Source organism: Lysinibacillus sp. CD3-6, assembly GCF_006351725.2.
In the GTDB taxonomy this organism is placed as follows: Bacteria; Bacillota; Bacilli; order Bacillales_A; family Planococcaceae; genus Lysinibacillus.
In genome coordinates this window covers 460,011-472,988 of the sequence record NZ_CP085880.1, presented here as the reverse complement: position 1 = coordinate 472,988, position 12,978 = coordinate 460,011, and the positions used below count along the sequence as shown (strand labels likewise).

Annotated in this window: 13 protein-coding genes; 5 read left to right on the top strand and 8 right to left on the bottom strand. The window is 37.4% G+C overall.

Going from position 1 to position 12,978, the window contains the following annotated elements; all coding sequences use genetic code 11:
* Nucleotides 1-135: 135 nt before the first annotated feature.
* On the top strand, nucleotides 136-1,704 hold the full coding sequence (locus FH508_RS02210; RefSeq protein ID WP_173478686.1) for a PucR family transcriptional regulator: 1,569 nt from the start codon (nucleotides 136-138) through the stop codon (nucleotides 1,702-1,704).
* A gap of 155 nt (nucleotides 1,705-1,859) precedes the next feature.
* On the opposite strand, the gene FH508_RS02205 is transcribed toward FH508_RS02210, so the two are convergent.
* Nucleotides 1,860-2,651 (bottom strand): carbon-nitrogen family hydrolase, encoded by a 792-nt coding sequence (locus tag FH508_RS02205; RefSeq protein ID WP_173478687.1) that lies wholly within the window; start codon nucleotides 2,649-2,651, stop codon nucleotides 1,860-1,862.
* A 612-nt stretch (nucleotides 2,652-3,263) separates the two neighbouring features.
* On the opposite strand from FH508_RS02205, the gene FH508_RS02200 reads away from it, so the two are divergent.
* The 4 genes from FH508_RS02200 (at nucleotide 3,264) to FH508_RS02185 (ending at nucleotide 6,036) form a co-directional block, all read left to right on the top strand.
* Nucleotides 3,264-3,962, top strand: a complete 699-nt coding sequence (locus FH508_RS02200; RefSeq protein ID WP_173478688.1) for a polysaccharide deacetylase family protein — start codon at nucleotides 3,264-3,266, stop codon at nucleotides 3,960-3,962.
* A 70-nt stretch (nucleotides 3,963-4,032) separates the two neighbouring features.
* A complete protein-coding gene (locus FH508_RS02195; protein WP_173478689.1) occupies nucleotides 4,033-4,230 on the top strand; it encodes a hypothetical protein in 198 nt (65 codons plus the stop codon).
* 63 nt (nucleotides 4,231-4,293) lie between these two features.
* Complete coding sequence (locus tag FH508_RS02190; RefSeq protein ID WP_173478690.1) at nucleotides 4,294-4,707, top strand: hypothetical protein; 414 nt, start codon at nucleotides 4,294-4,296, stop codon at nucleotides 4,705-4,707.
* Between the two features lie 159 nt (nucleotides 4,708-4,866).
* A complete protein-coding gene (locus FH508_RS02185; protein ID WP_173478691.1) occupies nucleotides 4,867-6,036 on the top strand; it encodes a pyridoxal phosphate-dependent aminotransferase in 1,170 nt (389 codons plus the stop codon).
* Nucleotides 6,037-6,094: 58 nt separating this feature from the next.
* On the opposite strand, the gene FH508_RS02180 is transcribed toward FH508_RS02185, so the two are convergent.
* From FH508_RS02180 to ybaK, 7 genes are all read right to left on the bottom strand, one after another.
* Nucleotides 6,095-6,946: a MetQ/NlpA family ABC transporter substrate-binding protein gene (locus tag FH508_RS02180; protein WP_173478692.1), complete on the bottom strand. Its 852-nt coding sequence runs from the start codon at nucleotides 6,944-6,946 to the stop codon at nucleotides 6,095-6,097.
* 20 nt (nucleotides 6,947-6,966) lie between these two features.
* On the bottom strand, nucleotides 6,967-7,635 hold the full coding sequence (locus tag FH508_RS02175) for a methionine ABC transporter permease (RefSeq protein WP_173478693.1): 669 nt from the start codon (nucleotides 7,633-7,635) through the stop codon (nucleotides 6,967-6,969).
* Entirely contained in the window at nucleotides 7,628-8,638 is a 1,011-nt protein-coding gene (locus FH508_RS02170) for a methionine ABC transporter ATP-binding protein (RefSeq protein WP_173478694.1), read from the bottom strand. The genes FH508_RS02175 and FH508_RS02170 overlap by 8 nt, the downstream gene beginning before the upstream one ends.
* A 247-nt stretch (nucleotides 8,639-8,885) precedes the next feature.
* The gene (locus tag FH508_RS02165) at nucleotides 8,886-10,085 is read right to left on the bottom strand and encodes a glycine C-acetyltransferase (protein WP_173478695.1); all 1,200 of its coding nucleotides are present in this window, start codon (nucleotides 10,083-10,085) and stop codon (nucleotides 8,886-8,888) included.
* Nucleotides 10,086-10,319: 234 nt separating this feature from the next.
* Nucleotides 10,320-11,396 (bottom strand): nucleotide kinase, encoded by a 1,077-nt coding sequence (locus FH508_RS02160; protein ID WP_173478696.1) that lies wholly within the window; start codon nucleotides 11,394-11,396, stop codon nucleotides 10,320-10,322.
* A gap of 309 nt (nucleotides 11,397-11,705) precedes the next feature.
* The gene (locus tag FH508_RS02155) at nucleotides 11,706-12,338 is read right to left on the bottom strand and encodes a YczE/YyaS/YitT family protein (RefSeq protein ID WP_173478697.1); all 633 of its coding nucleotides are present in this window, start codon (nucleotides 12,336-12,338) and stop codon (nucleotides 11,706-11,708) included.
* 131 nt (nucleotides 12,339-12,469) lie between these two features.
* Entirely contained in the window at nucleotides 12,470-12,964 is a 495-nt protein-coding gene (gene ybaK / locus FH508_RS02150; RefSeq protein ID WP_173478698.1) for a Cys-tRNA(Pro) deacylase, read from the bottom strand.
* Nucleotides 12,965-12,978 lie beyond the last annotated feature (14 nt).

The window sequence follows — 12,978 nt, the reverse complement described above, 5'->3', positions numbered from 1 at the left end:
GTTTTAAACATAATGTAAAATAGAATAAATAGTATCGAAAGACGATATTTCGTAAAATAATAGCTAAATCATTACTTTTCACTTAGAATTCAATCATTTTCTATGTACAATGCAATATTTGATTGGAGGGCTACGATGAGTCAATATAAGCTTCAGGTAAAGGATGTATTAGAGAATGCACACTTTAAAAGCGCCGAGGTCGTTGCAGGCAAGGATGGGTTATTACGCATTGTAAAGTGGGCACATGTTATTGAAATTGTGCAAGTTGATAATTTCCTAGCTGGGGACGAATTGGTTTTAACGACGGGAATTAGTTTACAGCATTGTATTGAGGACTTTATCTTTTTTGTGGAGTCTTTAATTAAAAAAAACTGTGCAGCACTTTGCATAGAATACGGCACTTATTTACAAACAATACCAGAATCCATTCTTTCACTTGCCAACCAACATGACTTCCCAATCATCGTTTTTCATGAAACAGTTCCTTTTGTGAGGATTACACAGGATTTACATAGTCAAATTATGAACCAACAATATTTTATGATTTCTTCATTAGAAACTTACTCACAAACTTTAAACAAAAATGCTCTGTTAGGACAAACCGTAGATGATATTTTGCAAACACTCTATCAGGCACTACGTACACAAATCATTTTTTCTATTAAAGGTCGAGACCCTATCTTTTTTCCGAATATACCTACAGTCAAACGACGGGATTTATTAAAGATGCCAAAATCAGCAACACAATTTATACATGAGCCTATTTTTATTGTCGATCAACATTATGCAGATTTAACCCTTTATCGAGGGGATGGATTGTTCTCTGAATTTGAATTACTTATTTTAGATCGTACGGCGACGGCACTTGCTCAGCTTTTAATGCGTGAATTTTATATTGAAGAGAAAAGGGATATTGAGGATGCAACGATTTTAGCGGATTGGATTGATCACAAGCTAACGAAAGAGGAAATTTTTAAATTTATCGTGTCCCATCATTCGAACTTTACTTATTATAGTAGCGCAGTGTTTATTTTATCTTCACCCTATACAATTATGAAGGTACAAGAGGATATTGTGTATAGCAAGCTTTATTATCGCAATCTATTTGAACAAAATGGTTTTATCCCTTTTTTATTTGAAAGGAAGAGCTATGTTATTTTCATCCTCCTCCATACAAAAGACTGTAAAGCGAGCCGAGAATTACTAAATACGCTTTTTTCTACGCTTAAAAAAACGGATTTTTATAAAAAGCAACTATCACAAGGATATCACCTAGCGATTGGTAAGGTCGTTTCAGATGTCGAGGAAATTCCGAAGAGCTATCAAACGGCTTTAGAAACATTATATATTTGTGGCAAAGTGCAAACGACCTCGTTTTTCTATGATGACTTACACTTATACCACCTCATTTACAAATTGCAAATGCAAGTGGATTTACAAGAAGTCATTCAAGACTATTTACAGCCTGTTATTGAATATGATAAAAAGCACAACAGTAAATTGCTCGAAACACTTCAAGTATATCTACAGACAAATGGATCCAAACAACAAACTGCTAAACAATTATTTATTGTACGGCAAACACTCTATCATCGCCTAAAGAAGCTTGAAAGTTTGCTAGGGGAGGATTTTATGAAGGGTCATAATCGCATTACACTTGAGTTTATGTTACTTGCCAATTCGCTTATAGAAGAAAAGAAGTAAAGTCCACTGTCAAATTGTTTGAGTGACTGGCACTCCTCCATATAAAACGTAAAAATCCACTTCACTTTCGGCGCGCAGCACTCCATAAGGCGCGGAAGTCTAGGTGGATTTTTAATTCAGAATTGTTTGGGTGCCTGGCACTCTAAGAGTGGCACTTATTTGTTAACTACGCCACTATACAGGCCTGGTCTACGGTCATCATAAACTGGAATTCTTCCTCGAACTTCATCGACAATTGAAAAATCGACGTCTATAACAGCTACTTCCTCATCTTCTGCACCAACCCATAATACTTCACCCCAAGGTTGAATCACCATAGATTGACCATTAAAGTTTTCTACCTTGTTAGCAATACGATTAACGGCAATGACAAAGCATTGATTTTCAATTGCACGTGCCTGCAATAATGTTTTCCAATGATCGATACGAGGTGTTGGCCATTGAGCTGGTACAAATATCACCTTTGCACCATCTAATGCATGCGCACGTAACCATTCTGGAAAACGAATATCATAGCAAATAACACCCGCTGCTTCAATATCCCCCAATGCAAAGCGGTTCATTTCATCACCCGCTTCTAAATAAAGATGTTCATCCATCAGGCGGAATAAATGTGCTTTACTGTATTCACCAACCAGATTTCCTTCCTTATCAAAGGAATACATCGTATTGTAAAATTTATCGCCCTTCTTCGTTGCGACAGAGCCCCCCACAATATGTACACCAAGTTCGATTGCCAAGCTTTGTAGAAACGCCTTTGCTCGTTGGCCATCTGTATCTGCAAGTTCGGCTAGCTTTTCAAGCGCATAGCCTGTATTCCACATTTCGGGAAGTACTATAATCTCCGCGCCTAAGCGTGCCGCTTCGCGAATTTTTTCCTCTGCTCTCACAAAATTTTCTTCTACTTTACCGAATCTTACATTCAATTGAATACAACCTATTTTCATGTTTATTCCCCCATCCATTCGTAAAAAATAGTTTTAACATTCAAGACATATGAGTACATCCTATACCGTGTAGCTTACTACACTACATTTTTCTTTGTTCCATTATATCACTGAGTGCACATGGCATGTCGATGATATCAGGGTAAAGATTCCATGAAATACTTAAAGACAATTGTCATCAATTTCAGGCTATGTTCATCTTTTAATGTTTTGTTAACGACTTTAAAAACGATAAATATATACATTTTTATCTTTCAATGACAACAAAAACCATTACTGATATACTTATTACATACATAAATATGATAATAAAGGTATTCCCGAAAGTAAAAATCATAATCAAGAAGGAAGGTCACATCATCTATGGAAAGCGCATTCTTCGTTTTTTTACCTCTCTTAAGCTTATTAATTTACATAGCTCCAGCTGTATTTGTCATTTGGTTTCTGCTTAAATTTCTTAAAATACAACAAGAGCAAATACAAATCCTTAAAAGTATTTCTGATAAGTTAGATAAGCAATAAAAAAGATGGGAATCCCATCTTTTTTATTTTTCTTCCTTACTCCCGTAAGACTAGGCTTTCTAATATGCAAAATAAGAAAGAAGGGTTGTTATGAAAAGGAAAGTAATCATCACTGTGACAAGCTTTCTGCTAGTTTTTCTCCTATTACTGGTCACATATAAATTAATGAATTCGAGGACATATCAGTTGTTCGGAAATATAACGAAACAAGTAGAGACAACCCAAAAAGTGGTTGCATTAACGTTTGATGATGGCCCAACAGAAAATGTAAATATGATACTGCCACTATTAGAAAAGTATCATGCAAAAGCGACCTTCTTTCTAATTGGCGAAGAAATTGAAACACATCCAGACGAGGCAAAAAAAATTGTAGAGCAAGGACATCAAATCGGCAATCACACCTATTCTCATAATCGGATGGTTTTCAAAACCCTTTCATATTATAAGAAAGAAATTGAAAAAACCGATCTATTGATTCGCAATGCTGGTTTTAAAGGAGAAATTGATGTTCGGCCTCCTAATGGGAAAAAACTTATAGGATTTCCATACTACCTAAAGAAACATCATCGAGACACGATAACTTGGAATCTCGAACCAGATAGTTATTACAGCTTAGCGACAGACAAAGTAAATTATGTAAAAGAAAATATCGAGCCTGGTTCAATTATTTTGATTCATCCAATGTATGATAAAACCGATAATACGCTTCAAACAATTGAAGGCATTTTACAAGAGCTTTCAAATGAAGGCTATACATTTGTTACCGTTAATGAACTTCAAGAATTGTAAAACATGCAACATTACTTAAAAAGACTAAAACTAGCGCCACTTCATCGAGTAGCATTTTTAGGAGGTAAATATGACATATATAAAAGGGTTTTTAGGATTCATCATGATATTGTTCGGAAGTATGCTCATCGCTATAACGATTGATGATGTTCTGATAAAGAATATTCTTTTAAAAATAATTGGCGCTTTCCTAGTTTTCATTGGAGTTGATATATTACATAGACAATTCCATCCTCATAAGTACAAAAAAGACCAAGGCAACAATTAGACGTATTTTTATAAATAACTTTCACAAAATAAATAATACGGTGAAAAACGAGAGGAGATACTTGTGAAAAAATTTATACCGATAGTCATAGCTACTTTATTTATTTCTAATTCAACATTACTTAGCGATATAGTTAACGCTGAAGAAAATACGAATAACTCTACAACAGAAAAACAATATGAATATAGCCTCAAATATAATTACGAAGAGATTTATGCGTTATTAAAATTGTCTGAGGAGGAGTTTAATTTATATTGGCAACAAGGTCTTTCTATAGCTGAAATGGCTACAAAACAAGGCATTGACAGAAGTGTATTAGAAGAGTATTTTGTAACTTTCCATCACAAAGTTTTACGAGAATGGCAAATACGTGACGAAGTACCTGAACCTCTTTACTTCACACAAGTTTATCGATTAAAAGATGAAATCAACGAATTTATAGATCGTAACCCAAATAAAGACCAGGCTCAAAATTAATTGAGTCCTGGTCTTTTCTTTCCACATAAGTCTCTTTTTGGTCTTCTTTATACGTTTTTTCCCCTTGATAAAGAAAGACTATAGACAATCTATTAAAAAAGTAATAGTATTTGCAACATATCTATAATAATTATTATATTCTGAAAAAGGTGAACATACATGGAATTATCAAAAAAACTACAGCAACTCCCTCCACAATTTTTTGCAGCACTTGTACAAAAGGTCAATGCAGCACTAGCGGAAGGACGCGACATTATTAATCTTGGTCAAGGCAATCCCGACCAACCGACTCCCCCGCATATAATTAAAGCACTTCAAGAGGCAGCAGAAAACCCACAGCATCATAAATACTCTCCGTTTCGTGGCATTACTGAATTACGCCAAGCGGCAGCTGATTTTTATAAACGTGAATACAACGTTGAGATTAATCCTGATACAGAAGTAGCCATTTTAGGTGGTACGAAAATTGGACTTGTGGAACTACCAATGGCAGTGTTAAATCCTGGTGACACTATGCTGTTACCTGATCCAGGGTATCCAGATTATTTATCTGGTGTTGTGTTAGGTGACGTGCAATATGACGTCATGCCACTTTTTGCAGAAAATGATTTTTTACCTGACTATGATGCATTATCTGATGAAGTAAAAGAAAGAGCTAAGCTTCTTTACTTAAATTACCCGAACAATCCTACTGGTGGAACAGCAACACTTGCATTTTTCGAAGAAACAGTAAGCTTTGCAAAAGCGCATCAAATGATTGTAGCACACGATTTCGCCTACGGTGCGATTGGCTTTGATGGCAATAAACCAGTAAGTTTCTTGCAGGCAGACGGTGCCAAAGATGTGGGCATTGAACTGTATACATTATCAAAAACCTATAATATGGCTGGCTGGCGCATCGGTTTTGCAGTTGGAAATGCACAAGTTATAGAAGCTATTAATCTTATTCAAGATCATTTATTCTGTAGCCAATTCCCTGCTATTCAACAGGCAGCAGCTATCGCATTAACATCCTCACAAACTTGTGCACAGGAACTTAAGGAAACATATGAGCGTCGACGAAACGTTCTTATCGAAGAAGCACAGCGTATCGGTTGGCAAGTAACCGCTCCAAAAGGTTCGTTTTTTGCTTGGCTCCCTGTTCCAATAGGGTACACAAGTGAACAATTTGCCGATGTATTACTTGATAAAGCGGATATTGCTGTAGCCGCTGGTAATGGTTTTGGACAGTTTGGTGAAGGCTATGTACGTGTCGGTTTGCTTGTAAGCGAAGAACGCTTACGTGAAGCTATTGGCCGAATTGAAAAGCTTAACCTTTTTAAACGATAAGTTACGAATTATAAAACAAGAAGCACTCGCCATATGACGAGTGCTTCTTGTTTCTTAATTATTTACGATTTTCCATCCACTCTGGTTTACCAAAGCCTTTGAAATCTGCATCAATAACTTCTTCGAATTTAGCCGATTCTACAATTTCAACTAGATCCTTTGATAATTGTGAATCTTTATTATCAGCCTTCACCGCAATAACGTTACGGAATTGGTCAGGCATGTTTTCTAAAAATACCGCATTTAGTAAATCTAGCCCCGCTGCTAAAGCAAAGTTACCAGGTACGCCAGCTAAATCAACACTTTCCACTGTACGCGGAAGTGCTGCCGCCTCGATCGGTTGGAATACTAAATTTTTGTCGTTTTTCACAACATCTTTTTCGGATGCTTTTAATTCTTCAATGCTAGGGTCAATCTCGATTAAGCCTTGCTCCTGCAATGATAATAATGTACGTGCTGCATTTGAAGGATCGTTGGCAATTGCCACAGTTGCCCCATCAGGAATTTCATCGATTGATTTGTATTTGTTCGAGAAAAAGCCCATTGGCGCAGTCGGCACAATAATTAATGCTTCTAAATCCATGTTGTTCTGCTCTTCAAAGTTTTCTAAGTACTTCGTATGCTGGAATAAGTTCGCATCAATATCGCCATTATCTAAAGCTTTATTTGGCTGCACATAATCACTGAACTCTACTAATTCAACTTTGTAACCTTTTTCTTCAAGCTGTGGAATAATTGCTTTTTTAAGCATATCACTATAAGGTCCTGCTGTTGCACCTAGTTTAATAGATTTACTATCTCCCGCTGCATCTGAACCTTTTTTTGAATCGGAACCTTTGTCGCTAGAACCACATGCTGCTAAAACGACAGCAAGGATAATTGTCAAAAATGCTAGTAATGATTTTCTCATCTTTTCTTTCTCTCCTCTTCTTATCTTTTATCAATTGATTTTGCAAACCAGTCGCCAGCAATTTGTATCGCTTGCACGAGCAAAATTAAAATCGCAACGGTAGCAATCATAATTGTATTATCATAACGATAGTAGCCGAATCGGATAGCTAAATCACCAATACCACCGCCACCTACTACGCCTGCCATTGCAGAGAAAGCAACTAAACTAATGACAGTAACTGTCATTGCTTGAATGATGCTTGATTTTGCTTCAGGAATTAAAACATCTTTAATAATCATCCACGGTGTGGCGCCTACTGCTATTGACGCCTCAATAACACCTTTATCAATTTCTCGTAATGACGTTTCCACTAATCGTGCAAAAAATGGAATGGCTGCAACTGATAACGAAACACTCGCTGCAATCGGCCCAATTGTTTGTCCAACTAGTAATTTCGTTAATGGGAATAACGCGACTAATAAAATGATGTATGGAATCGACCGAATAAAGTTCACCGCAAAGCCAAACACACTTTTAATTAAACGATTTTCCCAAAATAGCCCCTTATCCGTGACAAATAGTAAAATACCAAGTGGTAAACCTACCACGATTGACACAGATAGCGAGATGCCAATCATAATAATCGTTTCCTGAAAGGCTTTCAATATATCTGGAATCATCTCGATAAAATGGGTTACATCAAACATGCTGAACCACCTCCACAATAGCACCACGTTCGGTCATATAGGCAACAGCTTTTGCTAACTCACTGTCCTCACCTTGTAGCTCCATTAAAAAAATACCAAGTGGTCGTTCTTGTATGTATTCGATTGTGCCATGAAGGAAATTCCCTTTTACGTAAAAACGTTGCATCGTGTCTGCAATAACGCCTTCCCCTGCTACATTTCCTTTAAATAAAATTTTGACGATTTGACCTTGGACATTTTTTAAAATTGTTTGTGGAATATCAAAAGATACCACACTACTAATAAATTCTTGTGTTAATACTTTTTGAGGGCTAGCGAAAATATCATATACTTCGCCTTCCTCGATGACTTTACCATCCTGCATAACAGCCATACGATTGCAAATTTCCTTCACAACATCCATTTCATGTGTAATAAGGACAATCGTAATCCCTAACTTATTATTAATTTCCTTTAATAGTCGTAAAATGGATACTGTTGTTTTAGGATCGAGAGCAGATGTGGCTTCATCGCAGAGCAACATCGCTGGATTGTTTGCTAAAGCTCTTGCAATCCCTACTCTTTGCTTTTGACCCCCACTAAGCTGCGCAGGATACACATCTCTTTTTTCTGCTAAATCGACCATTTTAAGCAATTCGTCCACTCTTGCAGGAATATCAGCTGCTGGCATATTCGCTGCCTTTAGGGCAAAGGCTATATTTTCGCCTACTGTTTTTTGGCTTATTAAATAGAAGTGTTGAAATATCATCCCTATTTTTAAGCGAGCTAAACGTAGTTCATTTCGTGATAGCTTTGTTAAATCCTTACCATTAATTAATATTTCACCGCTAGTAGGTCGTTCGAGTAAATTTATACAACGTAAAAGCGAGCTTTTGCCAGCTCCCGAATAACCTACTATTCCGAAAATATCGCCACGATTAATTGTTAAGGATACATCACTAACACCAACAACTTCTTTTTTCTTTGAGCTATAAACTTTTGATACATTACGAAATTCGAGCATTTTGTTCTCCTTATTCAATTATTCAACAGCTATTATAACCTACTATTTCAATATGCTTTCTAGAATAGTTCGAATTATGTTATTTGTCAATCTCTTTTGACAATCTATCATATCACCGAATAGTTATTTTCCGATTAAATGATTATATCTTAAGCAATATAGCGAATTTTCGAAGCAAAACTGTACGTAATATAAAAGAAAAGAAGGCACTCCCTGTTCAATTCGAACAAAAAGTGCCTTCTAGTCATTATGAAATTACGCCTAATTCACGGCCTACTTTTTCATAAATTGTCAATGCGTTGTCTAGCATTTCCTTTGTATGAGCAGCTGTCGGCATATTACGAACACGGCCAGTGCCTTTTGGAACAGTTGGGAAAACGATTGATTTTGCATAAACGCCTTCCTCAAATAAGCGACGAGAGAACGTTTGTGTCAGCTTTTCATCACCAATAATACATGGTGTAATCGGTGTTTCTGATTCTCCGATATTAAAGCCTAATTTCGCTAACCCTGCTTTTAAATAATCGCCATTTTCCCATAGCTTATCATGTAGTTCTGTTGAATCAATAAGCATTTGTACTGCCGCCGTAATAGCCGCCACATCACCTGGTGGTAATGCTGTTGAGAATAAAAATGGACGAGAACGGACTTTCAACCAGTCAATCAGATTTTTCTTGCCAGCAACATAACCGCCGACCACTCCAATTGCCTTTGAAAGTGTACCGATTTGGAAGTCGATTTCTTTTTCTAGACCGAAATGTTTTACAGTGCCCTTCCCTTTTCCTGTAACACCTGATCCATGTGCATCATCGACATAAGTAATTAAATCAAACTCTTTCGCAATTTCGACGATTTCTGGTAGTTTGGCGATATCGCCATCCATTGAGAAAACACCATCTGTAATGACCATCACTTTATTATACAAACCTGATTCTGTAGCCTCTTTTGCTTTTGCGCGTAAATCTTCCATATCCGAGTGATTGTACGCAATGATTTTTGCACGCGATAAGCGGCATCCATCAATAATAGAAGCATGGTTTAATTGGTCTGATAAAATGGCATCGTTTTTATCCATAACAGCTGAAATAGCAGCCATATTACAGTTAAAGCCTGATTGATAAGAAATAGCCGCTTCTGTACCTTTAAATTCTGCAAGCTTTTCTTCTAATTTAACATGCAGATCAAGTGTACCATTAATTGTACGAACAGCCCCTGCACCTACACCATATTTTTCTGTTGCTTCTTTAGCAATTTGCTTTAATTGCTCATTTGTTGCCAAGCCAAGATAGTTATTAGAGGAAAGATTGATAAGATTCTGACCTCGAACCTGAATAACTGGCCCATTTGCGCCTTCTACTGCGTCAATTTCATTGTATAAGCCTTGATCACGTAAGGCTTGTAAGTTTTCATCTAAAAATGTATTTAGTACTTTAGACAAGAGTATCATCCTTTCTAAGATCAGTTTTGTCTCGGCGTCATAATATTCGGATTTTATTTTATGCATGCATCCTATAACTCAAAATCCAAGGCTTCTGCCAGAGGCATTCTCTTCATTCAGCTTGCTGTTCATATCCATGCAAATAAGGGGTCATTTGCATCCATTTCGCTTTCGCAAGCAAGCTATTGAATAAAGATCGACTAGTCTACCCATAGTGTAGCATAAGCAACCAATTAGAATAAATTACTTTGCTAATCTTTCAAATAAAGGAGCTGTTTTTTCACGCCAAATCGCTGTCGACAAACATTGATCCATGAGCTGGCGAATTGTTTTCTCTGCTTCCGCATATCGCGTTGTATAGCCGATCGCATCTTGCATTGCGCTTTTATAGTTCACGCGGATTTCTTCAATTTGAGCTTCGGCTTCCTCTGACAAAACACAATGTTTCCCCATATCAAAAATTTCATCGCCTAATCTTCCATCTTGTGGATCAAATACATGTGGCTCTGTACTATCAAATATACAAAGGTTTAATTCTGGTACGATGACCATATCCACTGAACCAGCATCTAAGCCACACCATACAATTTGCGCATCTAGCCCTCTTGCATTTGCCTCGTCTGCCAATCCTTTCATTAATGAGGATTTCCCCGTACCTGGCTTGCCCTTTATCATCAATCTTCTCGCTAGATTTTTTGTCATGCTATCTACTGTATTTTCTGCACCTCGAGGTGTAAGTGTTCCTAATAGTCGATGCGTGCGTCTTCCAGTTTTATTTAAAACGATGGATTGAAAAATATTCGACTTTAAGTTTGTAACTTGTTCATCTAAAGCTTGCCAGTTCATGCAACTTTGCGTAACAATTTCCCAGTCATCATGTATTTTTTTGGCGATTTCAAGCATTGTTATACACTTTTCACGCCATAACTCCCGCTCTTTTATCGCAACAGCTAGCTTTTCGCCAATCTCTTCAAGTCGGTCTTCTTCTAAGCAATCATAAAAGGACAGCACACGATGCTTCGTACCAAATAAAGTTGGTTCAATCCCCCATTGCGAAGACCACACATAGAGTCGATTACAGCCTCGAACAAAGACTCCCTCTATTACGTTCTCTAACAATGCGTGTTGAAACCACTCTACTGCAAAGCCCTGTTTTACATAATAATAGCCTAGCTCCTTCAAAAGCTCTGATCCTTTATATGTTGATGGGCCTTGCAGAACGTAAACTAATTCCGCTTCATCCATCATTTCTTTATATAAATGTTTGATTCCTTGCCCAGTAAGTGCGTGTCCAAAGTAATAGGTAACATTTCCGTTCAATGTCGCTCCCCCTTTTTTTATGCCAAGACATTATATGAACTATTAGGCAAAAAGATGAAAGAGGAGTAAATTGTTTGAGTGCCTGACACTAATTGTGTGCGTACCTGGCACTTGGCATAGATATCTGACATAATACAGGTTCCTAACAACGTAAAAATCCACTTCGCTTTCCGCGGGCACGATGTAAGCCGCAACCCTCGCTGTCGCGCGGTTTGTTGCGTCTTACATTACGTGCGTTCCCGCAGGAGTCTTCGTGGATTTTTACTGGGACTGAAGTTTTCAGAATTGTTTTGGTGCCTGTCACCCAAACTAAAATGGTTTGAAGCCCTCCATGCTTCCGATACATTTCATTAAAACTTTACGACAATACGGTAAGGAAATTTGCACAATATAGCCTGATGTTAATGCAATAACGACAGTACCAACACCAACAGGGCCCCCGAGCAACCATCCAAAAATAGTGACGAGAACTTCGATGCCCATACGCGCGGTTTTAATCGTCCCTCCAAATCGTTCAACGAGAATCATCATTAAAGTATCGCGCGGACCCGCCCCCATATTTGGCGCAATATACATGCCACAGCCAAAGCTTAAAACAAATAAACCAAGTACAAAATAAGTTATTTGTAAGCCATAAATATCAGTTGAAGGCAACAGCCAATTAAACACATCAATAAATGAACCGATAAGTAGCATATTTAACCATGTCCCTATTTTGGGCCATTGCCGTAATACAATCGAGGTAGAGACGACGATCAAAAGTCCTGTTACAATAGACCAAGTTCCTATTGTTAAGCCGAAATTTTGAAATAGCCCTACATGTAACACATCCCATGGGCTTGTTCCTACAATTTTCCCTTTGATCGACATCGTAATTCCTAATGACATTATCACCATTCCTACCACAAAAAACGCCCAGCGCCATCCTGTGACTTTTCGCATTTCTCTATCCTTCTCTCTATGTATGATATTGCTCTAACTTTATCATCATTTCTACTACAAAATCTCATATTCCGTTAATTATTTTAAATAATCCGACTATATTTTTCCCAAAATAAAAAACTATCCAAGGATTATTCTTGGATAGTTGTGATGGGAGCAAGTTGCGCCTTAGTCACTGTAAGTAAATCATCAACTTGAACATTCATTTGCATACCAATTTTCCCTGCACTAACAATAATACTTCCTTGCTCACGTGCAGATGCATCAATAACCGTCGGATATAGCTTTTTCATGCCGACTGGTGAGCAACCACCACGGACATAGCCTGTATAACCAAGTAGCTCCTTAACCGCTAGCATCTCAATCTTTTTCTCGCCAACGACTTTAGCAGCAGCTTTCAAATCAAGTTCCTCCGCAACTGGAATAACAAAAACAAAAAGCTTTTGAGCGCTCGCCTTTGCCACTAATGTTTTAAATACACTTGTGACAGGGTGTCCGATTTTTTCAGCTACTGACACTCCATCTACTAGACCGTCACCTGTCTCGTACTCTAAAACGTCAAACTGTATTTTTTGTTGCTCTAACAATCTAATTGCATTGGTTTTCGTATACTTCGCCTTTGCCACAATTAAAATCCCCT

Excerpts from the sequence above, each read along its gene's own strand:
- FH508_RS02165 (WP_173478695.1), bottom strand. The coding sequence starts at position 10,085 with ATGATACTCTTGTCTAAAGTACTAAATACATTTTTAGATGAAAACTTA.
- FH508_RS02210 (WP_173478686.1), top strand. The coding sequence starts at position 136 with ATGAGTCAATATAAGCTTCAGGTAAAGGATGTATTAGAGAATGCACAC.
- FH508_RS02175 (WP_173478693.1), bottom strand. The coding sequence starts at position 7,635 with ATGTTTGATGTAACCCATTTTATCGAGATGATTCCAGATATATTGAAA.
- FH508_RS02200 (WP_173478688.1), top strand. The coding sequence starts at position 3,264 with ATGAAAAGGAAAGTAATCATCACTGTGACAAGCTTTCTGCTAGTTTTT.
- FH508_RS02170 (WP_173478694.1), bottom strand. The coding sequence starts at position 8,638 with ATGCTCGAATTTCGTAATGTATCAAAAGTTTATAGCTCAAAGAAAAAA.
- FH508_RS02205 (WP_173478687.1), bottom strand. The coding sequence starts at position 2,651 with ATGAAAATAGGTTGTATTCAATTGAATGTAAGATTCGGTAAAGTAGAA.
- FH508_RS02185 (WP_173478691.1), top strand. The coding sequence starts at position 4,867 with ATGGAATTATCAAAAAAACTACAGCAACTCCCTCCACAATTTTTTGCA.
- FH508_RS02155 (WP_173478697.1), bottom strand. The coding sequence starts at position 12,338 with ATGCGAAAAGTCACAGGATGGCGCTGGGCGTTTTTTGTGGTAGGAATG.
- FH508_RS02180 (WP_173478692.1), bottom strand. The coding sequence starts at position 6,946 with ATGAGAAAATCATTACTAGCATTTTTGACAATTATCCTTGCTGTCGTT.
- FH508_RS02195 (WP_173478689.1), top strand. The coding sequence starts at position 4,033 with ATGACATATATAAAAGGGTTTTTAGGATTCATCATGATATTGTTCGGA.